At 70.7% G+C, this 22,406-nt stretch carries 18 protein-coding genes and 1 pseudogene; 14 read left to right on the top strand and 5 right to left on the bottom strand.

Going from position 1 to position 22,406, the window contains the following annotated elements; genetic code table 11:
- Positions 1-15: 15 nt before the first annotated feature.
- Together LGI35_RS34490 and LGI35_RS34485 are read right to left on the bottom strand one after the other, a co-directional pair.
- Positions 16-2,427: an MFS transporter gene (locus LGI35_RS34490; protein ID WP_227298194.1), complete on the bottom strand. Its 2,412-nt coding sequence runs from the start codon at positions 2,425-2,427 to the stop codon at positions 16-18.
- 179 nt (positions 2,428-2,606) lie between these two features.
- Positions 2,607-3,050, bottom strand: a complete 444-nt coding sequence (locus LGI35_RS34485; RefSeq protein WP_227298193.1) for an SRPBCC family protein — start codon at positions 3,048-3,050, stop codon at positions 2,607-2,609.
- A gap of 143 nt (positions 3,051-3,193) precedes the next feature.
- Between LGI35_RS34485 and LGI35_RS34480 the strand changes: the two genes are divergently transcribed.
- The 3 genes from LGI35_RS34480 (at position 3,194) to LGI35_RS34470 (ending at position 6,579) form a co-directional block, all read left to right on the top strand.
- Entirely contained in the window at positions 3,194-4,240 is a 1,047-nt protein-coding gene (locus LGI35_RS34480) for an Rv2578c family radical SAM protein (protein ID WP_227298192.1), read from the top strand.
- Between the two features lie 135 nt (positions 4,241-4,375).
- Positions 4,376-5,950: an alpha/beta hydrolase gene (locus tag LGI35_RS34475; protein ID WP_227298191.1), complete on the top strand. Its 1,575-nt coding sequence runs from the start codon at positions 4,376-4,378 to the stop codon at positions 5,948-5,950.
- A gap of 59 nt (positions 5,951-6,009) precedes the next feature.
- Positions 6,010-6,579: a GNAT family N-acetyltransferase gene (locus tag LGI35_RS34470; protein ID WP_227298190.1), complete on the top strand. Its 570-nt coding sequence runs from the start codon at positions 6,010-6,012 to the stop codon at positions 6,577-6,579.
- Here the strand turns inward: LGI35_RS34470 and LGI35_RS34465 are convergent.
- Positions 6,569-7,168: an adenylosuccinate lyase gene (locus LGI35_RS34465; protein ID WP_227298189.1), complete on the bottom strand. Its 600-nt coding sequence runs from the start codon at positions 7,166-7,168 to the stop codon at positions 6,569-6,571. The two genes, LGI35_RS34470 and LGI35_RS34465, sit on opposite strands and share 11 nt — an antisense overlap.
- A gap of 353 nt (positions 7,169-7,521) precedes the next feature.
- On the opposite strand from LGI35_RS34465, the gene LGI35_RS34460 reads away from it, so the two are divergent.
- The 9 genes from LGI35_RS34460 to pssA all read left to right on the top strand — a co-directional run bounded on the left by LGI35_RS34460 (position 7,522) and on the right by pssA (position 18,801).
- Complete coding sequence (locus LGI35_RS34460; protein WP_227298188.1) at positions 7,522-9,327, top strand: 3-hydroxyacyl-CoA dehydrogenase family protein; 1,806 nt, start codon at positions 7,522-7,524, stop codon at positions 9,325-9,327.
- A 127-nt stretch (positions 9,328-9,454) separates the two neighbouring features.
- Positions 9,455-10,285: a TetR family transcriptional regulator gene (locus LGI35_RS34455; protein WP_227300648.1), complete on the top strand. Its 831-nt coding sequence runs from the start codon at positions 9,455-9,457 to the stop codon at positions 10,283-10,285.
- Positions 10,286-11,036: 751 nt separating this feature from the next.
- Positions 11,037-12,374, top strand: a complete 1,338-nt coding sequence (ccrA, locus tag LGI35_RS34450) for a crotonyl-CoA carboxylase/reductase (protein ID WP_227298187.1) — start codon at positions 11,037-11,039, stop codon at positions 12,372-12,374.
- A 21-nt stretch (positions 12,375-12,395) separates the two neighbouring features.
- Complete coding sequence (locus tag LGI35_RS34445) at positions 12,396-14,444, top strand: protein meaA (RefSeq protein WP_227298186.1); 2,049 nt, start codon at positions 12,396-12,398, stop codon at positions 14,442-14,444.
- Positions 14,441-15,406 carry an HpcH/HpaI aldolase/citrate lyase family protein gene (locus LGI35_RS34440; RefSeq protein ID WP_227298185.1) on the top strand — a complete coding sequence of 322 codons (966 nt, stop codon included), beginning with the start codon at positions 14,441-14,443 and terminating at the stop codon, positions 15,404-15,406. Before LGI35_RS34445 ends, LGI35_RS34440 begins: the two co-directional genes overlap by 4 nt.
- 5 nt (positions 15,407-15,411) lie before the next feature.
- Positions 15,412-15,924, top strand: a complete 513-nt coding sequence (locus LGI35_RS34435) for a MaoC family dehydratase (protein WP_116507973.1) — start codon at positions 15,412-15,414, stop codon at positions 15,922-15,924.
- Positions 15,925-15,926: 2 nt separating this feature from the next.
- A complete protein-coding gene (locus LGI35_RS34430; protein WP_227298184.1) occupies positions 15,927-17,132 on the top strand; it encodes an acyl-CoA dehydrogenase family protein in 1,206 nt (401 codons plus the stop codon).
- Between the two features lie 171 nt (positions 17,133-17,303).
- The gene (locus tag LGI35_RS34425) at positions 17,304-17,960 is read left to right on the top strand and encodes a phosphatidylserine decarboxylase (RefSeq protein ID WP_227298183.1); all 657 of its coding nucleotides are present in this window, start codon (positions 17,304-17,306) and stop codon (positions 17,958-17,960) included.
- Positions 17,947-18,801: a CDP-diacylglycerol--serine O-phosphatidyltransferase gene (gene pssA, locus LGI35_RS34420; protein ID WP_100591520.1), complete on the top strand. Its 855-nt coding sequence runs from the start codon at positions 17,947-17,949 to the stop codon at positions 18,799-18,801. The genes LGI35_RS34425 and pssA overlap by 14 nt, the downstream gene beginning before the upstream one ends.
- Positions 18,802-18,859: 58 nt before the next feature.
- Here the strand turns inward: pssA and LGI35_RS34415 are convergent, their stop codons facing one another.
- Positions 18,860-19,906, bottom strand: coding sequence for a zinc-binding dehydrogenase (locus LGI35_RS34415; protein WP_227298182.1), 1,047 nt, complete (start codon positions 19,904-19,906; stop codon positions 18,860-18,862).
- Positions 19,903-21,081 carry an LLM class flavin-dependent oxidoreductase gene (locus LGI35_RS34410; RefSeq protein ID WP_227298181.1) on the bottom strand — a complete coding sequence of 393 codons (1,179 nt, stop codon included), beginning with the start codon at positions 21,079-21,081 and terminating at the stop codon, positions 19,903-19,905. The genes LGI35_RS34415 and LGI35_RS34410 overlap by 4 nt, the downstream gene beginning before the upstream one ends.
- A gap of 124 nt (positions 21,082-21,205) precedes the next feature.
- Here LGI35_RS34410 and LGI35_RS34405 point away from each other — a divergent pair, with 124 nt between their 5' ends.
- On the top strand, positions 21,206-22,057 hold the full coding sequence (locus LGI35_RS34405) for a PaaX family transcriptional regulator (protein WP_227298180.1): 852 nt from the start codon (positions 21,206-21,208) through the stop codon (positions 22,055-22,057).
- Between the two features lie 141 nt (positions 22,058-22,198).
- Positions 22,199-22,398, top strand: a pseudogene (locus LGI35_RS34400) (helix-turn-helix domain-containing protein); the annotation flags it as partial.
- Positions 22,399-22,406 lie beyond the last annotated feature (8 nt).

The raw sequence follows: 22,406 nt of genomic DNA, 5'->3' as shown, positions 1-22,406 counted from the left end.
CCCGGCCCCCAACGCTCAGTCCTCGTGGCCCAGTTGCAGGTCACGCTCCGTGCGGCCGCCGCCCGCCATGTGCAGCACCGTGGCGACCGGCGGGTAACCGGCGGCGATCACGGTGTACTCGCCCGACGACAGGTCGACGAAGCGGAACGTGCCGTCGATACCGGTCGTGAGGGTGTCGACGACGTTGCCCGCCGCGTCGAGGAGCGTCACGCGCGCGTCCTCGACGGGGCGGCCGCCGCCGGCCCTGACCGTGCCGCGCAGCACGGCGCCGCCCGCGAGTTCGACGTCCTGGCGGGTCTCGCGCGCGGCCATCACGGTGACGGGGAGCGCGGCGGGGCGGAACGCGGGCGCGCTCCCGGCGAGCGTGTACTCGCCGGCCACCAGTTCCGTGATGACGTAGCTGCCTTCGCGTCCGCTGCGGGTCGTGGCGACGACCTCGCCGTGGACGTTGGTCAGGGTCACGGTGGCGTCGCGCACGGGCGCGCCGTCGGCGGTCAGCACGCTTCCGGCGAGCCGCCCGGCGCCGCCAAGGACGACGTCGAGGTCGACGGGCCGCTCCCCCACGGTGACGGTCACGGCCTGGGGCTGGTGTCCGCCCGCGGCCGCGATCAGGACGTAACTTCCGGAGCCGGGTGTCGACAGGGCGTACCGGCCGTCGTCACCGCTCGCGCCGCGCCCGATCTGCTGGCCGCCGACGTCGATGAGGGTGAGCGCGGCGCGCGGCACCGCGGTCCCGTCGGAGTGCTGGACGATGCCGCAGACGGGGACGCCGGCGCCGTACGGGGGCCGGGGCTGGGAGGGGACGGAGGTGGTCTCGCCGCTCGGGGCGCTGTGGGGGGCGGCACTGGACAACAGGGGTGTCTCCTTGAGGAAGAAGGCGATCACGAGGCCGAGGACGAGCACCGGGACGAGGTAGAGGAAGATCCGGGGCATCGCGTCGGCGTACGCCTGGATGTAGCCGTCGCGCAGCGCGGGCGGCAGGGCGTGGACGAGCTGCGGGGTGATGGACTCCGGGTCGGGCAGGCCCGCCCCCTTGGGCAGCCGGTCCGCGAGTGCGTCGGCGAGCCGGTCGGCGAAGAGGGTGCCGAAGATCGCGGCGCCGACGCTGCCGCCGATCTGCCGGAAGTAGTTGTTGGCGCTGGTCGCGGTGCCGATGTCGGCGGGGCGTACGGCGTTCTGCACGGCGAGGATCAGGACCGGCATGATCAGGCCGATGCCCGCGCCGAGCACGGCCATGAAGAGGCTGTAGTGCAGCCGCGGGGTGTCCACTTCGAGGCGGGAAAGGAGCCACATGCCCAGCGTCGAGAGGGCCCCGCCGAGGATCGGGTAGACCTTGTAGTGCCCGGTGTGGCTGATGAGCTGGCCCGAGACGATCGAGGCGATGACGATGCCGCCCATCATCGGGAGCATGAGCAGCCCGGACTCGGTGGCGCTCGCGCCGTCGACCATCTGGAGGAAGGTCGGCAGGTAACTGGCCGCTCCGAAGAGGGCGATGCCGATGACCATGCCGACCAGGCCGGTGATGTTGAAGACGGGGTCGCGGAACAGCCGCAGCGGGATGATGGGTTCGGCGGCGAAGCGCTCGGCGACGACGAACAGCACGGCCGTCACGGCCGCTCCGGCGGCGAGCCCCAGGATGACGCGCGAACCCCAGGCGTACTCGGTGCCGCCCCAACTGGTCAGCAGCACGAGGCAGGTCGATGCCGCCGCGAGCAGCAGGGCCCCGAGGACGTCGAGCCTGGCCTTGGTCGTCGGGCGGGGCAGTTTGAGGACGACGGTGACGACGGCGAGCGTGACCAGGCCGAAGGGCACGTTGATGTAGAAGCACCAGCGCCAGGTGAGGTGGTCGGTGAAGTAGCCGCCGAGCAGCGGGCCCGCGACGGAGGCGAGGCCGAACGCGGCGCCGATGAGGCCCATGTAGCGGCCGCGTTCGCGGGGCGGCACGATGTCCGCGATGATCGCCTGCACGCCGATCATGAGACCGCCGGCGCCGATGCCCTGGACGGCGCGGAACGCGATGAGTTCGTCCATGGTGCGAGACCAGCCGGCCAGCGCGGAGCCGACGACGAAGACGGCGATGGCGAACTGGAAGACGCCCTTGCGGCCGAAGAGGTCGCCGAGCTTGCCGTAGATCGGCAGGCCGATGGTGGCGGTCAGGAGATAGGCGGTGATCGCCCAGGACATCTTGTCGAGGCCGTGCAGCTCGCCGACGACCTTCGGGAGCGCGGTGGCGACGATCATCTGGTCGAGCGCGGCCAGCAGCAGCGCCAGCATGAGTCCGAAGAAGACCATCCGGACCCGGCTCGGGCTGAGGCCGTGGTCGGGGAACTGCCGCTGCTCCGCGGCCGGTTGGGGCTCGGGGTGCGGGGTCGGTTCCGTCGCCGGCACCGGCCCCGGCTCACTCGTCACCAGCGTCGTCGTGCCCACCTGTCGCTCCCCTCGTCGCGCCTGCGCCGCATATTTCTCGCATTACGCGACAACTGCGGGCAAGCGCGACGAGGGGCGGCTCCGGCGGGTTCCGGGCGCGAATGCGCCGGTGGGAGCCCTACGGCGTACAACCGCGCGCGAGCGGAAAACCACTCGAAACGGTGAGCACTACATCGGGGTCACTTCTCCACCTCGGCGGCGAGCTTCGTGAGGATCTCGTCGTAGATGCGGCCGAGGCCCTTGGGGGCGAAGGTCTTCTCGAAGAAGCCGCCGATGCCGCCCGCGCCGTTCCACACGGTGGTGACGACGACACGGGAGGCGCCCTCGCCGGAGGGGGTCACGCGCCAGGTGGTGACCATCGAGGAGTTGCGGTCCTTCTCGACGAGCTCGCCGTCGGTGGGCTCGCCGACCTCGAGGAGGCAGTCGCGGATCCGCTTGCTGGTGGCCTGGAGCTTCCAGTGGACGAGCGTGCCCTCGCCGTCGCCGCCCTCGCGGACCTCGTACTCGCTGAAGTGCTCGGGCAGCAGCTTCGCGCGCGTGCCGCTGTAGTCGGCGAGCGCGTCGAATACGTCGTCCGGCTTGGCGGCGATGACCCGCTCCGTGATGGCCTCGACCTGCGCCATGGCACTTCCTCCAGCAGTCGGTGTTCTCAATGTTCGAGAGGGAGCCCAAGCCAACCACCCTCCGCATCGGCCGCCAAAATCGGGGTCGCACGATCAAGGGAACATGTGTTCTATTCTGTGCCCAGTGCTAGCTAGGAGGCGTCATGCGCTGGGAGAACCTCACGGAGAATCCGGCCGATATCCCGACAGGGAGGGTCGCGGACGCCGCGCTGTTCGGCGCGGACACCGTCACGACCCGCACGTTCGACACACCCGAATTCGCGGGCGTGACCTTCCACGAGATCCGGGCCAGGTCGATCGTGAACCGCGTGCCCGGCGCCTCCCGCATGCCGTTCGAGTGGACGGTCAACCCGTACCGGGGATGCACGCACGCGTGCGTCTACTGCTTCGCCCGCAAGACCCACAGCTACCTGGACCTCGACACGGGCCTCGGCTTCGACAGCCAGATCGTCGTGAAGGTGAACGCGCCGGAGCTGCTGCGCCGCCACCTCGCCTCACGCCGCTGGCACGGCGAGCACATCGCGATGGGCACGAACGTGGACTGCTACCAGCGCGCGGAGGGGCGATACCGGCTGATGCCGGGGATCATCGAGGCGCTCAGGGACTACGCGAACCCGTTCTCGATCCTCACGAAGGGCACGCTGATCCTGCGCGACCTCGACCTGCTGCGGCAGGCCGCCGAGGTCACCGACGTCGGCGTCTCGGTGTCCGTCGGCTTCGTCGACCGCGAGCTGTGGCGCACCGTCGAGCCGGGCACGCCCGCGCCGGAGCGCCGCCTCGACGTCGTCCGCGCCCTGGGCGAGGCCGGCATCGGCTGCGGGGTCCTCATGGCCCCCGTGATCCCGTTCCTGGGCGACCACCCCGGACAGCTGCGGGAGACCGTACGGGCCGTAGCGGCGGCCGGGGCGACCTCCGTGACCCCGCTCGTGCTGCATCTGCGGCCCGGGGCACGCGAGTGGTTCATGTCCTGGCTCGGGCAGCACCACCCGCACCTGGTGCGGCGCTACGAGCGGCTGTACGCGGAGGGCGCCTACGCGCCGAAGTGGTACCAGCGTCGGATCACCCGTCAGGTGCACGAGCTGGCGGCGGAGTTCGGCATCGGACCCTCGCGCGCGCAGAGCCCGCGGCGGCTGCGCGCACGCCATGAGCCGGAGCCCGCCCCCGCGGCCACCCAGCTCACGCTTCTCTGATCGCGCGACTCCCGGACACGTACACGCCAATCGGGTCAACTCTGCGCAGAACAGGACGTTCTAGGCCTGGATTCGGGGACCATGCCGCGGGGGCCGCGCGCTCGCGGCCCCGAACCCTCCGTCCTGGGAGGCCCGATGAAGAAAAGCGCAGCCGCCGTGTGCGGCGCCGCCACCATGGTGGCCGGCATGCTCGCCGTGGCACCGGCCGCCGCGGCCCCGACCCTTTCCGTCCAGCGCGCAGCCCTCACCTGGAAGGACTGCGGCACCAAGAACTACCCGAAGCTCCAGTGCTCCTCGGTGCGGGTGCCGCTCGATCACGACCGGCCGGGCGGTGAGCAGATCACGCTCGCCCTGTCCCGGGTCCGGCACACCGCGAAGACGTCACAGGGCCCGCTCCTGGTGAACCCCGGCGGCCCCGGCGGCAGCGGCCTGTCACTGGCGGGCTTCGTGGCACGCGAGCTGCCGAAGAACGTCGCCGCCCAGTACGACGTCGTGGGCTTCGACCCGCGCGGCGTCGGCAAGAGCAAACCGGCCCTGAACTGCCGGCCCGGGCACTTCGCCGCCGTGCGCCCGCCCAGCGTGCCGTCCACCCCCGCGATCGAGCGCGCCAACCTCGACCGCGCGCAGGCGTTCGCGAAGGCGTGCACCACGAAGTACGCGGACGTACTCCCGTACTTCGACACCGTGAGCACCGTCAGGGACATGGACGCGATCCGCTCGGCGCTCGGCGCGCGGCAGATCAACTACTTCGGCTACTCGTACGGCACCTACCTGGGCGCCGTCTACGCCAAGCTCTACCCGCAGCGCGTGCGGCGCCTGGTGCTCGACTCGATCGTCGACCCGGGCGGGGTCTGGTACGACGACAACCTGGGCCAGGACCATGCGTTCAACGCCCGCCATCAGGCGTTCCTCGCCTGGGTCGCACGGCACGACGCGACGTACAAGCTCGGCAAGGACCCGGCGAAGGTCGAGGCCGAGTGGTACGCGATGCGCGACGCCGTGCAGAAGAAGCCGGCGGGCAAGAAGGTCGGTGCCGCCGAGCTGGAGGACACCTTCCTGCCGGGCGGCTACTACAACGGCTACTGGCCCTATCTGGCCGAGGCGTTCGCGGCGTACGTGAAGGACAAGAAGCCGGCCCCGCTGGTCGCGGCGTACAAGAAGTTGGGCGCCGTCGACGCCGCGGGCGACAACGGCTACAGCGTCTACACGGCCGTGCAGTGCCGCGACGCCCGCTGGCCGCGCGACTGGAACCAGTGGCGCGACGACAACTGGCAGGCGGCCGAGAAGGCCCCCTTCTCCACCTGGAACAACGCCTGGTACAACGCGCCGTGCGCGTTCTGGCCGACGAGCCCGCTGGACGTGCCGGACGTGTCCAACGACGACCTGCCGCCGACGCTGCTCTTCCAGGCCACCGAGGACGGGGCCACGCCGTACGAGGGCGGGGTCGCCGTCCACCGCGAGCTGCGCGGCTCCAGCCTGGTGGTCGAGCAGGGCGGCGAGAACCACGGCGTCAGCCTGAGCGGGAACGCCTGCCTGGACCGGTACCTGGCCGACTACCTGCGCACCGGCAAGGTGCCGCGCGGCAGCGGCGAGGCCGACGCGACGTGCAAGAAGCAGCCGGAGCCCAAGCCGCTCACGAAGAAGGGTGCCGTCAGCCCGCATCCGTCACGCGGCGTGCGCCTGCACGGGCTGATGGGCTTCCGCGGCTGAGCACTCCCCTTTGATGCATACCCTGGCCGGGGCGGTGTCCGCCGGGTCACGATGGGCGCATGAGCACCCCTCGGGCCCACGACACCGCCCCAGCTTCGGTCCCGGCGGCGAAGATCCGCGTCCGGGACATGACCGACGCCGACTGCGAGGCGGTGGCCGGGATCCGGATCCGCGGCTGGCGGACGGCGTACGCGGGCCTGATGCCCGCGCCCTTCCTCGCCGCGCTGAGCATCGAGGAGGACGCGGCACGCCGCCGCGAGCGTCTCGCGCGGGCCGGTTCGTCCGTGGTGAACGTGGTCGCCGAACGCGCCGGCGACATCGTCGGCTGGGCCTGTCACGGCCCGTCCCGCGACGACGATCTCCCGCCCGGGGAAGCCGAGTTGTACGCGATCTACGTGCACGACGGCCAGCTGTCCACGGGCGTGGGCCGCACCCTCCTGCACAGCTGCCTGGACCGCTGCGCCGTCGCCGGTTACGAGCGGATACGCCTGTGGGTGGTCAAGGGCAACACCCGCGCCCGCAGGTTCTACGAACGCTCCGGGTTCGCCCCCGACGGCGCCGAGGAGCCGTACGAGGCGGGCGGGGAACTCGTACCGGAAGTGCGCTACGCGCGGGCTGTCAGTCTCTGACGCCGCTCGGGCTCTCACGCTGCTCGGGCAGTCGCGCGAGCGCGCGCACCGCGGCCTCCGCGAGCGCCGGGTGGGCGAGGGCCTCGGTCAGGACCGGCCGGGCGCGGGCGTCCCCGAGGCCGCCGAGCCCCTCCACGCACGCGAGCGCGACCGCGCGGTAGGGATCGCGGGGGCCGAGGCGCCGCTCCAGGGTGGTGATCAGCGCCGGCGCGGACTCGGGCGCGCGCAGCGCGGCCAGGAGCCGCACCGGGTGCAGCGCGTACGCGACCCGCAGCTCGTTCGTGGCGAGCGCCGCGGCCGCGCGTGCGGTGCGCGGGTCGCCGAGCGCGGCCAGAGCGTGCGCGGCGGTGGCACAGCGTGCCGGGTCGCGGTGGTTGAGGAGCAGGACGAGCGCCTCGAAAGCCCGGCGGTCCCCGGCCACTCCCAGGCGGTACGCCGCCAGCTCCCGCGCCCACAGCTGCCGACCGGGCTCGGTCAGCACGGCCGCGAGCTCGTCCACGTCGCCGGTCGCCGCGAGGCGGTCGAGGAGAGGGGAGGCCCCCGACTCGGCCCGTAAGCGCTCCGTGACCGATCGCAACTCTTCGTCCATGCGGTCCAGCGTAGACAGGCCCGGGGCCCCGGCGACGTAGATCACAGAGACTGATGAACGCCGAGGACTGGCGCGCTCGTTACTCGCCGGTTAACCTCAATTGAGCGGGGCACACTCCCCGCACCCCACTCCTGGCGGCCTGGTGACGCAGCCGCCGAGAGTGTCAGTCGGTTCGGTGCCTCAGGTACCGCAGTACGGCGCGGCCCCGGGACAGGGCCCGCCGAATCTTCCTCTCACCGATTCACCGGACGCCTGCGTGCGTCGCGTCCGGGCTCGAATTCCCGCACTCCGTGCGCCCGTCGGCGTATCCGCGTGTGCCCCTCAGTCGTCACTCCTCCCTCCTGGAGTCCCAGATGGACGCTCCTCTGTCCCCCGCATCCCCGGCCACCCTCCCGACCGTCGCGGTCGTCGGCCTCGGCACGATGGGCACCGGCATCGCCGAGGTGCTCGCCCGCGCCGGGCGTGAGGTCATCGGTATCGACGTCAGCGAGGCCGCGGCCAAGCAGGCCGTCGCCGCGCTCGAGGCCTCGACGGCGCGTGCGGTGCGCCGCGAGCGCCTCACCGAGGACGAGCGGCGGGACGTCCTCGCCCGCTTCCGCACGTTCACGGACCTCCAGGCCGCGGCCGACGCCGACCTCGTCATCGAGGTGGCTCCGGAGTCGTACGAGATCAAGCAGCAGATCTTCCGGGAGCTCGACACCGTCGTGCGGCCCGAGACGATCCTCGCGACCGGTACGAACGCCCTGTCCGTGACGCGGCTCGCCGCCGACTCGGCCCGCCCCGAGCGCGTCCTCGGGCTGCACTTCTTCAACCCGGCGCCCGCGATGAAGCTCGTCGAGGTGGTCTCGTCGGTGCTGACCGCGCCCACGGCCGTCGCGGCGGTCACAGATCTCGCCCTCGAACTGGGCAAGGAGCCCGTCGCGGTGGGCGACCGGCCCGGCTTCGTCGCCGACGGCCTGCTCTTCGGCTACCTGAACCAGGCCGCCGCGATGTACGAGGCCAAGTACGCCTCCCGCGAGGACATCGACGCCGCCATGAAGCTGGGCTGCGGCCTGCCCATGGGTCCCCTCGCGCTGCTCGACCTCATCGGCATCGACACCGCGCGCACGGTCCTCGACGCCATGTACGCCGAGTCCCGCGACCGCCTGCACGCGCCGGCGCCCGTCCTCAAGCAGCTCAGCGAGGCGGGTCTGACCGGCCGCAAGTCGGGGCGCGGCTTCTACACCTACACGGAGCCGGGCAGCTCCGAGGTGGTGCGGGACGCGCTCACCCCGCTCGCCGGCGAGGCCGTGGCCGGCGCGCGCACGATCCGCTCGGTCGGCGTCGCGGGCTCCGGGACCATGGCGTCCGGCATCGCGGAGGTCTTCGCGAAGGCGGGCTACGACGTGGTGCTCGCCGCGCGCAGCGAGGAGAAGGCCGAGAAGGCCAAGTCCCGTATCGGCAAGTCTCTTTCGCGCTCTGTCGACAAGGGCCGCATGACCCCCGAGGCGGCGGCGCAGACCCTGGACCGGATCACTCCGGCGGGTTCGTACGACGCCTTCTCGGACGTCGACCTGGCCCTGGAAGCGGTCGCCGAGGACCTGGAGATCAAGCAGCAGCTCTTCGGGACGTTCGACAAGGTGTGCAAGCCGGGCGCGGTCCTGGCCACCACGACCTCGTCGCTGCCCGTCGTGGCCTGCGCCCGCGCGACCTCGCGCCCGCAGGACGTGATCGGCATGCACTTCTTCAACCCGGCCCCTGCGATGAAGCTCGTCGAGGTCGTGCGGACCGTGCTGACCGGTGACGACGTGCACGCCACCGTTCGCGAGGTGTGCGCGAAGATCCGCAAGCACCCGGTGGACTGCGGTGACCGCGCGGGCTTCATCGTGAACGCGCTGCTGTTCCCGTACCTGAACAACGCGATCAAGATGGTGGAGGAGCACTACGCGACGCTCGACGACATCGACGCCGCGATGAAGCTCGGCGGCGGCTACCCGATGGGTCCCTTCGAGCTCCTCGACGTGGTCGGCCTCGATGTCTCGCTGGCCATCGAGAAGGTCCTGCACCGCGAGTTCCGCGACCCGGGCCTGGCCCCCGCGCCACTGCTCGAGCACCTGGTGGCCGCGGGCTGCCTCGGCCGCAAGACCGGCCGCGGCTTCCGCGAATATGCCCGGCGCTGACCGGCCCACGGGCAACGGCACCGCCCGCCCCACGGACTGGGGCGGGCTGCTGCGGCCGCCCGGCCTCACACCCCCCGCCCTGGTCCCGGGCGGGGGGAACCCCGCTCGGGCGCACGCCACCGCGCATATGCAGTACGTTCATGGCATGTCCAAGGCCGCCAAGTCCTCCCGTACGACGCCCACGCCCGACGCTCCGGAGAGCGCCGCGGGGTCCCGCGCCGCCGCCCAGCGGCTCAAGATGCGCCGGGAGCTGGCGGCCGCGGCGATGGAACTCTTCGCGACGAAGGGCTACGAGGCCACGACGGTCGACGAGATCGCGGCCGCGGCGGGCGTAGCACGGCGGACCTTCTTCCGCCACTTCCGCTCCAAGGAAGAGGCGATCTTCCCGGACCACGACGACACCCTGATCCGGGCGGAGGCGGTCCTCAACGCGGCGCCCGCGCACGAGCATCCGCTCGACACGGTGTGCCGCGGCATCAAGGAAGTCATGAAGATGTACGCGGCGTCGCCCGCCGTGTCGGTGGAGCGCTACCGCCTCACGCGCGAGGTACCCACCCTGCGCGAGCGCGAGATCGCCTCGGTGGCCCGCTACGAGCGGCTGTTCACCCGCTATCTCCTCGGCCACTTCGACGAGCACGCCCACCAGCACGGCAATGACGACCCGCTGCTCGCCGAGGTCGCCGCGTCCGCCGTCGTCACCGCCCACAACCACGTGCTGCGGCGCTGGCTGCGGGCCGGCGGCCAGGGCGACGTCGAGAACCAGCTCGACCACGCCTTCGCGATCGTCCGCAAGACGTTCGGTACGGGCATCGGCGCGGGCCGGGACACCACCACCGCCGGCACCCCGGCCGCCTCGGTGAGCACCGGAGGCGACGTCCTGGTCACCGTGGCGCGTACGGACGCGCCGCTGGACGAGATCATGGGGACGATCGAGAAGGCGCTGCGGGACCGCGGCTAGCCTCGTCGGAGATTTCCTCAACTCCTCGGCGAACAGGGGCTGTTGAGGCCTCTCTCGGAGAACCGCACACCCGGCGCTCCCCCGGCCCTCCGCCCTCCCCCTGCGCTCCCGGCGCGGACCCCCGGACACCCCCGGCGTGGGCCCGCTCGGCGACCACCGCCGCCCCCAGCAGGCCGTCCGGCGCGATCGGCGCGCCCGGCCCGCGGAGGGCGGCGGCTGCGCTCCACCGGTGCCGGCCGGCCAAGCGCCAGGACCGAGGTGCCGCCCGGCCACAAGACGCGCGACCCGCGAGCCGCCCTCTCGCCGCATCCCACCCCCGCGCAGCCCCGGCCACCCGGAGGCCCCCAAAGGCCCCCATGGACCCCCTCCAGGGCTTCTGAGACGCAGCTCAGGGCCGCCGATGACCTCCGGTGCCATCGAGCCACACCACCCCTGACCTGCACTGATCGATCATCGCTCAAAAACTTGTGGCACCCAGTGTCTTGCCGACTGGCACGCGGTGCCATACGTTGAATGTGTCCGGGCGGCCGGCGTACAGAGAACTTCCGTACGTCGGCTGTCCCCACAAGCCACCCCAAACCGTGGCGAGTGCGCCCGGACGCCTGCGTCACAGGCAAACTTCTCGCGCCGACCAAGCGCTGCCGTAGCAACACCCCCGCCGAACCGACGGCACCTCTTCACCCACACAGCAGCTCTCCACCCCGACGTACCCCTCAACGTCCCCCTGGGACGCATCGCCGGAGGCAATACCGTGAAGGAAATCCTGGACGCGATTCAGTCGCCGGAGTCGACCTCCGCCGACTTCGCCGCTCTGCCGCTCCCCGAGTCGTACCGCGCCATCACCGTGCACAAGGACGAGGCGGAGATGTTCGCCGGCCTCGACACCCGGGACAAGGACCCCCGCAAGTCGATCCACCTGGACGACGTGCCGGTCCCCGAACTCGGCCCGGGCGAGGCGCTCGTGGCCGTCATGGCCAGCTCCGTGAACTACAACTCGGTCTGGACCTCGATCTTCGAACCCGTGTCCACCTTCAGCTTCCTGGAGCGCTACGGACGCCTGTCGGAGCTCACCAAGCGCCACGACCTGCCGTACCACATCATCGGTTCCGACCTCGCGGGCGTCGTGCTGCGCACCGGTCCCGGCGTCAACGCCTGGAACCCCGGCGACGAGGTCGTCGCGCACTGCCTCTCCGTCGAGCTGGAGTCCTCGGACGGCCACAACGACACGATGCTCGACCCCGAGCAGCGCATCTGGGGCTTCGAGACGAACTTCGGCGGCCTCGCCGAGATCGCGCTCGTCAAGTCCAACCAGCTGATGCCGAAGCCGGACCACCTGAGCTGGGAAGAGGCCGCGGCCCCCGGCCTGGTGAACTCCACCGCGTACCGCCAGCTCGTCTCACGCAACGGCGCCGGCATGAAGCAGGGCGACAACGTCCTGATCTGGGGCGCCAGCGGCGGACTCGGTTCATACGCCACGCAGTTCGCGCTGGCCGGTGGCGCCAACCCGATCTGCGTCGTCTCCAGCCCGGAGAAGGCCGCCATCTGCGAGGCCATGGGCGCCGAGGCGGTCATCGACCGCAACGCCGAGGGCTACAAGTTCTGGAAGGACGAACACACGCAGGACCCCAAGGAGTGGAAGCGCTTCGGCAAGCGCATCCGCGAGCTGACCGGCGGCGAGGACGTCGACATCGTCTTCGAGCACCCGGGCCGCGAGACCTTCGGCGCCTCCGTGTACGTCACCCGCAAGGGCGGCACGATCGTCACCTGCGCCTCGACCTCCGGCTACAACCACGAGTACGACAACCGCTACCTGTGGATGTCCCTCAAGAGGATCGTGGGCTCGCACTTCGCCAACTACCGCGAGGCGTGGGAGGCGAACCGCCTGGTCGCCAAGGGCAAGATCCACCCGACACTGTCGAAGGTGTACTCGCTCGAGGACACCGGCCAGGCCGCCTACGACGTGCACCGCAACCTCCACCAGGGCAAGGTCGGCGTCCTCGCGCTGGCCCCGAAGGAGGGCCTGGGCGTCCGCGACCAGGAACTGCGCGCCCAGCACATCGACGCCATCAACCGCTTCCGCAACATCTGAACCCCTGAGGAGTAGCGGAACATGACTGAGCGCCAGAAGGACCGGCCGTGGCTGATGCGCACGTACGCCGGTCACTCCACGGCTGAGGCGTCCAACGAGCTGTACCGGCGCAATCTCGCCAAGGGCCAGACGGGTCTGTCGGTCGCCTTCGACCTGCCGACGCAGACCGGCTACGACCCGGACCACATCCTCGCCCGCGGCGAGGTCGGCCGGGTCGGGGTGCCGGTCTCGCACCTCGGTGACATGCGCCGGCTGTTCCAGGACATCCCCCTGGAGCAGATGAACACCTCGATGACCATCAACGCCACCGCCATGTGGCTCCTGGCGCTCTACCAGGTCGTCGCCGAGGAGCAGGGCGCGGACATCACCCAGCTCCAGGGCACGACGCAGAACGACATCGTCAAGGAGTACCTGTCGCGGGGCACGCACGTGTTCCCGCCGGGTCCCTCCCTGCGGCTGACGACGGACATGATCGCGTACACGGTCCGGCACATGCCGAAGTGGAACCCGATCAACATCTGCAGCTACCACCTCCAGGAGGCGGGGGCCACACCGGTCCAGGAGATCGCGTACGCGATGTCCACCGCCATCGCCGTTCTCGATGCCGTACGCGACTCAGGGCAGGTCCCCGCCGAGAAGTTCGGGGACGTCGTGGCCCGCATCTCCTTCTTCGTGAACGCGGGTGTCCGCTTCATCGAGGAGATGTGCAAGATGCGGGCGTTCGGGCGGATCTGGGACCAGATCACACGCGAGCGATACGGCATCGAGAACGCGAAGCAACGCCGCTTCCGCTACGGCGTCCAGGTCAACTCCCTGGGCCTGACCGAGGCCCAGCCGGAGAACAACGTCCAGCGCATCGTCCTGGAGATGCTGGCCGTGACGCTGTCCAAGGACGCCCGCGCCCGCGCCGTCCAGCTCCCCGCCTGGAACGAGGCGCTCGGCCTGCCCCGCCCCTGGGACCAGCAGTGGTCCCTGCGCATCCAGCAGGTCCTCGCACACGAGAGCGACCTGCTGGAGTACGAGGACATCTTCGCGGGATCGCACGTCATCGAGAAGAAGGTCGACGAGCTCGTCGCCGACTCGTTCGCCGAGATCGAGCGGATCCAGGAGATGGGCGGCGCGATGGCCGCCGTCGAGTCCGGCTACCTCAAGTCGCAGCTCGTCTCCTCGCACGCCGAGCGGCGGGCGCGGATCGAGGGCGGCGAGGAGAAGATCGTCGGCGTGAACATCCACGAGTCGACCGAGCCGAACCCGCTCACCGCCGACCTGGACGCCGCGATCATGACGGTGGATCACCAGGTCGAGGCACGGGTCGTGCGGGCCATCGACGAGTGGCGCACCACGCGCCAGGAGTCGAGCGAGCGGCAGGGCATGGGCGACCCGTTCCACTACCCGACCACCCAGCAGGCCGTGGAGCGTCTGAAGGAGGCCGCGGCCGGCAACGAGAACCTCATGGAAGCCACGCTCGAATGCGCCCGAGCGGGTGTCACCACCGGCGAGTGGTCACACGCACTGCGCGAGGTGTTCGGCGAGTTCCGCGCCCCCACGGGCGTCTCGTCGGCGCCGGTCGCCGTCACGGCCGAGGCGGGCACGCCGCTCGCCCTCGTCCGCGAGAAGGTCCGCCGCACCGGCGACGAACTCGGCGGCAAGCTGCGCCTGCTGGTCGGCAAGCCGGGCCTCGACGGGCACTCGAACGGCGCCGAGCAGATCGCCGTCCGGGCCCGTGACGCGGGCTTCGAGGTGGTCTACCAGGGCATCAGGCTCACACCCGAACAGATCGTGTCCGCCGCGCTCGCCGAGGACGTGCACTGCGTCGGCCTGTCGATCCTCTCCGGGTCGCACTCCGCGCTGGTGCCCGACGTCCTCGACCGGCTGCGCGAGGCGGGCGCCACCGAGATCCCGGTGATCGTCGGCGGCATCATTCCCAACGGCGATGCCGAGGACCTGAAGCGCGCGGGCGTGGCCGCCGTCTTCACCCCCAAGGACTTCGGCATCACGGAGATCATCGGACGTATCGTCGACGAGATCCGGCAAGCGAACAAGCTCGACCCTCTGGAGGTCCCCGCATGACCGCGCCCATCAACCGTCTTCGTCCCCGCCGCTCGTGTCTCGCGGTCCCGGGATCGAACCCCCGCTTCCTGGAGAAGGCCCAGGGTCTGCCCGCGGACCAGGTGTTCCTGGACCTGGAGGACGCCTGCGCGCCGCTCGCCAAGCCGGAGGCGCGGCACACCATCGTCAAGTTCCTGAACGAGGGTGACTGGACGGGCAAGACGCGCGTGGTGCGCGTGAACGACTGGACGACCGAGTGGACGTACCGCGACGTCGTCACGGTCGTCGAGGGCGCGGGCCAGAACCTCGACTGCATCATGCTGCCGAAGGTCCAGGACGCGCAGCAGATCGTCGCGCTGGACCTGCTGCTCACGCAGATCGAGAAGACGATGGGCTTCGAGGTCGGCAAGATCGGTATCGAGGCGCAGATCGAGAACGCGCAGGGCCTCAACAACGTCAACGCGATCGCGACGGCCTCCCAGCGTGTCGAGACGATCATCTTCGGCCCGGCCGACTTCATGGCCTCCATCAACATGAAGTCCCTGGTCGTCGGCGAGCAGCCGCCCGGCTACGACGCCGACGCCTACCACTACATCCTGATGAAGATCCTGATGGCCGCCCGCGCCAACAACCTCCAGGCGATCGACGGTCCCTACCTGCAGATCCGCAACCAGGAGGGCTACAAGGCGGTCGCCAAGCGCGCCGCGGCCCTCGGTTTCGACGGCAAGTGGGTGCTGCACCCGGACCAGGTCGCCGCGGCGAACGAGATCTTCTCGCCCTCGCAGGAGGACTACGACCACGCCGAGCTGATCCTGGACGCGTACGACTTCTGCACGTCGGAGGCCGGCGGCAAGAAGGGCTCGGCGATGCTGGGCGACGAGATGATCGACGAGGCCAGCCGCAAGATGGCCCTGGTCATCTCCGGCAAGGGACGCGCCGCGGGCATGCAGCGCACCTCCAAGTTCGAAGCCCCGGAGGCCTGAGCACCATGCAGTTCGGACGCACCTACGAAGAGTTCGAGGTCGGCGCGGTCTACAAGCACTGGCCCGGAAAGACCGTCACGGAGTACGACGACCACCTCTTCTGCCTCCTGACGATGAACCACCACCCCCTCCACATGGACACCAACTATGCGGAGAACACGACGGACTTCGGCAAGAACGTCGTCGTCGGGAACTACATCTACTCGCTGCTCCTCGGCATGTCCGTCCCGGACGTGTCGGGCAAGGCGATCGCGAACCTCGAGATCGAGTCGCTGCGCCATGTCGCGCCGACCTTCCACGGCGACACGATCTACGGCGAGACGACGGTCCTCGACAAGACGCCCTCCCGCTCGAAGAACGACCGCGGGATCGTCTACGTGGAGACCAAGGGCTACAAGCAGGACGGCACCCTGGTCTGCGTGTTCCGCCGCAAGGTCATGGTCCCCACCGAGACGTACATCAAGGAGCGCGGCGGCGAGCAGCCCGGCCGCCCGGAACTCAAGTCGCAGGAGAAGTAGCCATGGCGCGACTCGCCCAGACCGCCGGTCTCACCGACGTCCAGCAGGAGATCCTCTCCACCGTCCGCGACTTCGTGGACAAGGAGATCATCCCGGTCGCGACCGAGCTGGAGCACCGCGACGAGTACCCGCAGCAGATCGTCGACGGCCTCAAGGAATTGGGCCTGTTCGGCCTGATGATCCCCGAGGAGTACGGGGGCCTGGGCGAGTCCCTTCTCACGTACGCGCTGTGCGTCGAGGAGATCGCCCGCGGCTGGATGTCGGTCTCCGGCATCATCAACACCCACTTCATCGTGGCGTACATGCTCAAGCAGCACGGCACGCAGGAGCAGAAGGACCACTTCCTGCCGCGCATGGCGCTGGGCGAGACGCGCGGCGCGTTCTCGATGTCGGAGCCGGCGCTCGGCTCGGACGTGTCGGCGATCTCGTCGAAGGCGGTGAAGGACGGGGACGAGTACGTCCTGAACGGCCAGAAGATGTGGCTGACGAACGGCGGCTCGTCGTCTCTGGTGGCCGTTCTGGTCAAGAGTGACGAAGGACACCCCGAGGGTACGGCGCCCCACAAGTCGATGACGACCTTCCTCGTCGAGAAGGAGCCCGGCTTCGGAGAGGTCCGCCCCGGCCTCACGATCCCGGGGAAGATCGACAAGATGGGTTACAAGGGCGTCGACACGACCGAACTCATCATGGACGGACTACGCATTCCGGCCAATCGGGTGCTCGGCGGCGAGACCGGCCGAGGGTTTTACCAAATGATGGACGGAGTCGAAGTCGGCCGCGTGAATGTCGCGGCACGTGGCTGCGGTGTCGCGCAGCGTGCGTTTGAGCTGGGGGTTTCGTACGCCCAGCAACGCCACACCTTCGGCAAGCCGATCGCTCAGCACCAGGCCATCCAGTTCAAGCTCGCGGAGATGGCTACCAAGGTCGAGGCCGCCCATGCGATGATGGTCAATGCAGCACGCAAAAAGGACTCCGGGGAACGAAACGACCTCGAAGCAGGAATGGCGAAGTATCTCGCCTCCGAATACTGCAAGGAAGTGGTCGAGGACGCCTTCCGGATCCACGGCGGCTACGGCTTCTCCAAGGAGTACGAGATCGAGCGTCTCTACCGCGAGGCACCGATGCTCCTGATCGGTGAAGGTACCGCCGAGATCCAGAAAATGATCATTGGCCGCCGCCTGCTCGAGGAGTATCGATTCCAGGGCTGAATGTCCGCTACAGGGTGTTTTGTTCGAGAAGAAGATCACACCCTGTCAGCACTCTTCAGCCGCCGACTCAGCTTCCTGGCTTGCCCAGTTGTGGCCCGCAACCGATAGCATCCCGGAAAAGCCGCCGTCCCCCCGTACAGAGCGCGGCATCATCCGCTACGAAGGTCATCCATGCCCCACAGCCAAACCTCTGCACCACGCGACGGCGTCCTCGGTGGACGCATTGCGCGCGGAGCATCGCCGTGGCTCCTGCCGACCGTCGCCACAGCCGCCCTGAGCCTGGCCCGTTCGCGTCGCTCCAAGAAGGCCGCCGCAGTAGCCGTACCCGCCACCGCTCTGGCGGCCGGCATGCTGTGGTTCTTCCGCGACCCCGAGCGTGAGATCGCCCCCGGCCGGGTCATCTCCCCGGCCGACGGCGTGGTGCAGAGCATCATGCCGTGGAAGGACGGGCGGACCCGGGTCGCGATCTTCATGAGCCCGCTGAACGTCCACGTCAACCGCGCGCCCCTCGCGGGCACGGTGACGTCCGTGGAGCACATCCCCGGCGGGTTCGTCCCGGCGTTCAACAAGGAGAGCGAGAACAACGAGCGCGTTGTCTGGCACTTCGACACCGAGCTCGGCGACATCGAGATGGTGCAGATCGCCGGCGCGGTCGCCCGCCGGATCGTCCCGTACGTCCCGCAGGGCACCAAGCTCGAGCAGGGCGAGCGCATCGGTCTGATCCGCTTCGGGTCGCGCGTCGACATCTACCTCCCCGAGGGTGTCGAGGTCGCGGTCGAGGTCGGTCAGAAGACCGTGGCTGGGGTGACTCGCATTGACCGTGACTGATCCAGAGACGCAGGCCGGGTGGGTGCCCGAGGCCGAGGAGGCGGACGAAGCGGAGGAAATGCCGCTTTCACTGCGCCTGTCGATAGCGGACACCCTCACGCTCGGTAACGCCACGTGCGGCTTCATGGCGGTGTACTTCACCACCACCGGCATCCTGATCCCGCACCTCCAGGGCAGCCAGGAGTCGGGCATGGCCCGGCACAGCGCGGCCACGGCCGTGATCCTGATGCTGGCCGCGGCGATCTTCGACCTGTTCGACGGCCTGGTGGCGCGCAAGCTCCGCTCGTCGCCGATGGGCGCCGAGCTGGACAACCTCTCGGACCTCATCAGCTTCGGCCTCGCGCCCGCCTACTTCGTCCTCGTGTACGGCATGGTCGCGGACGACGCGCATCAGCGGGTCGCGGCGGTGGGCGCCATCGTGGTGCTCCTGGCCGTCGTGCTGAGGCTCGCGAGATTCTCGTGCGTCACGGTGAAGGACGGCACCTTCCAGGGCATGCCGAGCCCCTTCGGGGCGCTCACGGTCGTGTCGATCGTGCTCCTCGAGCTGCCGTTCGTGGCCACGGTCCTCGCGATCATCGGGACGGCCTGGCTGATGGTGAGCCGCGTCGAGTACCCGAAGCCGCGCGGTCCGCTCGCGGTCGCGATGCTGGGGTGGATCGTGGCGGCGATGGGGCTCCTGGCGGCCTGGGCGTTCGACGCCCCCGGCGGCCAGCTGCTGCTCCAGACCGGCTGCGCGCTCCAGCTGGTCCTCGGCGCCGTGATCCCGCTGTTCGCCACGGCCCGGAGGGTGAACAACTTCCGGGACAACCGCCGCGAGGCACGCGCCGCACAGCTGCCGTAACCCGCACCTGTACGTCCGAAGGGCCCCGAACCGCTTGGTTCGGGGCCCTTCGCCTGTCTCAGGGCGCCGGATGCAGGCCGGTGCCGGGCAGCCCGGGGCGCACCAGGACCTTCACGTGCTCGTCCGGCTGCCGCAGTGTCTCCAGCGCCGCCGACACCCCGCCCAGGCCCACCTGTCCCGTGACGAGCGCGGCCGCGTCGATCGTGCCGTCCGCGACGCGCTCCAGGGTCCTGCCGAACTCCTCCGGCGGGTACGCCATGCACATGGTCACGGTGATGTCCTTGTAGAGGCCCACGACGGGGGTGAAGACGTCCTCCGTCATGCAGGCCCCGATGAGGAGCACCCGCGTCCTGCGCGGCGCCCTGTGCAGGATCTCGTCGAACATGCCGGCGCGGCCCGAGCACTCCAGGACCGTGAGCGGCGTGTCCGCGGGCGCGGCCGCCCGCCACGCGTCGAAGGGGTCCTGCGCCGCCGGGTCGACGCACACGTGCGCGCCGAAGCGCTCGGCGAGGGCGCGTCGCCGCGGGGACGGCTCCGACACGACGACGGGTGCCACGCCCCGCTCCACGAGCGCGGCGACGGCCCCGAGGCCGATGGGCCCCGCCCCGATGACGACGGCGCCGGAGCCGGGCTCGGGCGCGGCCCGCGCGACGTTCCCGAAGCCGACGGCGAGCGGCTCGGTGAGCGCGGCGACATGCGGCGGCACGTGGTCGGGCACGGGGATCAGCGCGGCCTCCTGCAGCACGACGCGCTGCCCGAAGCCGCCCGGGAAGGCGGTGGCGTATCCGACGGTGCGCAGGGTGCCGCCCCCGTCGAGCACCCATGGCAGCCCGACGACGACCTTGCCCTGCCACTCCCCTGGGCTGAGCACCCGCGCGCACAGCTCGTGCCCCATGACCAGATCGGCGTCCGGGTCGAACAGGAACGCCTCGGTGCCGGAGTCGCGGGAAGCGCGCAGGAAGGCGTCGGTGTGGCGGGCGGCGGACAGGTCGGAGCCGCAGATGCCGGTGGCGAGCGGCTCGGCGAGGACCTGGCCCGGGCCTGCCACGGGCTCGGGCACCTCGTCCTCGACGAACCGGCCGCGGCGCAGGACGGCGGCCCTCATCGGACCTCTCCCCCGCCGCGCACGGCCGCCTCGACGGCGCTGCGCATCGCCCCGACGAACCGCTCGCTGTTCTCGTGGGCCCAGGCGGCCGACGCGGTGCGGCGCCGGTTCGCGCCGGTGCAGTGCGGGACCACGTGCTCGGCGAACAGCTCGTAGCTGCGGCGCTTGGCGGCGGGGGTGCCGGTCGGCAGGTCGAGCAGGAGGAGCGTACCGAAGCCGCCGCAGGCCTCGGCGAGCGCCTCGATACGGGCCAGCGCGTCGTCCGGGGTGCCGATGGTGGCCACCCCGAAGACCGGGAAGCCCTCGGTCGTCCACCGGTCGAGCGCGTCCTTCGCGGTGCGGCCCCAGGGCAGCTCCGTGCCGGACAGGCCCTCGATGTAGCGCACCAGGTGCAGCACCCCGTGCGCCGCCTGCTCCCGGGCCGCATCGCGGGTCTCGGCGAGGTGCATCGGCACAACGAGGCGCCAGGCGGCGCGGTCGGCGGTGTGGCCGTGCCGGGCGCAGGACTTCTCGTACGCCGTCCAGTTCCCGTTCAGGGCCGCGAGCCCGGCCGGGTCCGCGGCGGCGAGGGACAGCAGGCCGATGCCGTGCCGGCCCGCCTGGACGGAGCCGGAGGGGGAGACGGTGGAGGCGACGGCCATGTCGAGGCCCTCGGGCCGGTAGGGGCCGAGCTGGAGGCGCGCGTCGGCGAGCTCGTACCAGTCCGTGCGCTCGGTCACCGTCTCGCCGCGCACCAGGCGCACGATCGCGTCGAGCGCCTCGGCCATCATGGCGCGCTGGCGCAGCGGGTCGATGCCCATCATGAACGCGTCGGAGGCCAGCTGGCCCGGGCCCGCGCCGAACATCACCCGCCCCATCGTCTGGTGGTCGAGCTGGAGCAGCCGGTCGGCGAGGATCAGGGGGTGGTGGTACGGCAGGGAGTTCACGCCGGTGCCGAGCCTGATCCGCCGCGTGAGCTCGGCGGCCGCCGCGATGAACACCTCGGGCGACGCGACGGTCTCGTACCCGGCGGAGTGGTGCTCGCCGATCCACGCCTCGTCGTAGCCGAGGGTGTCGAGATGACGGACCAGGTCGAGGTCGCCGCGGATCTGGAGGGCGGGGCTGCCGTCGGTTCCGTGGTACGGGGCGATGAACGCGCCGAAGCGTGTGGGCAGTCGATGCGCTGGAGAGTGCACGCGTACGCCTTTCGTCGGCCAGGACATGAGACACAAGGTCGGGCATCGTGCTTCTTACGTCCTATAGCGACGCGGCGTATAAATCAACAGACGCACACGGCAACAGCGGCAGAGGGAGCGGGAGTTGGAAGAGCCACGGACCCGGCGGCGGGGCGACGGTTCGCCCAGTGCGCGCACGCTCGCGCTCACCGTTCTCGGCGAGTACGTGCGCTATCCCGGCGACGGGAAGGTGTGGTCGGGGGCCGTCGTGGGCGCGCTCGGCGCCTGCGGCATCGGCGAGGCGGCGACGCGCCGCGCCCTGACGCGGCTCGCGCGGGAGGGCTGGGTGCGCACGGAGCCGGCCGGGCGCCGGACCCGCCTCGTCCTGGAGCCGCGCCTGGTGACGCTGCTCACCGCGTGGACGCATCGGCTGGAGCGCGCGGTCGACGAGACGGCGTGGGGCGGCGCGTGGCAGCAGCTGCTGCTGCGGGTTCCGGCCGGCGCGTGGCGTGAACGGGCGCTGGTGGAGCAGCAGTTGGCGTTCGAGGGGTTCGGACCGCTCGGGCAGGGGGTGTGGGTGGCGGCTGACGCCGGTGGTGTGCCGGTGCTGCGTGAGCTGCTGCGCGAGCAGGGCCTCGACGCGTACGCGCTGTGGCTGACGTCCCGTACGCCGGACGACGCGCGGCTCATCGAGCGGGCCTGGGACCTGGCCGCGGTCCGCGAGAGCCACGAGCGGTTCGTGGCGCGTTTCGCCGACCTCCGCGCAGCGGAGAACGCGTCCGGCGACGCGGCCGCGTTCGTGGCCAGGACCCGGCTGGTGCACGCCTGGCGCGGGACGTTCGAGCGGGATCCGCGACTGCCCGGCGCGCTGCTGCCGGACGACTGGCCGGGCCGCGCCGCGACCCGGCTGTTCGTCGACGCGTGGCGGGCGCTGCGGGAGCCCGCCGACCGCTACTGGCACGGCCTCACCGGGGATCAGGCCACGGACGGCGTGTAGCCCTTGGCGACCTCCGACTCCTGTGCCTGGCGCACGACCTTCATGCCGCCGGTCACCGACTTGTCTGGCTGAAGGATCACCGACCGGTTGGAGGAGGGGCAACGCGGGCTATCCGGTGTGGGACGCGCTCCTCTAGAGCCCGTCCTGCTGGAGACGCTCGACGCGTGGCTGTCCTGCGAGGGCTCGGCGGGCCGGGCGGCGGGCCGCCTCTGCTGCCACCGCAACACGTCTTCAACCGCCTGCGGCGCCTCGAACAGCTGACGTCCAGGTCGCTGTCCCGGCCGCGCGACCTGATGGAGATGACCCTGGCCCTCGGCGCGTACCGGCTCTCGCCGGGATGAGGGTCACC

It is taken from the genome of Streptomyces longhuiensis (assembly GCF_020616555.1).
Taxonomy (GTDB): domain Bacteria; phylum Actinomycetota; class Actinomycetes; order Streptomycetales; family Streptomycetaceae; genus Streptomyces; species Streptomyces longhuiensis.
This window is presented reverse-complemented; position numbering and strand designations above follow the sequence as displayed.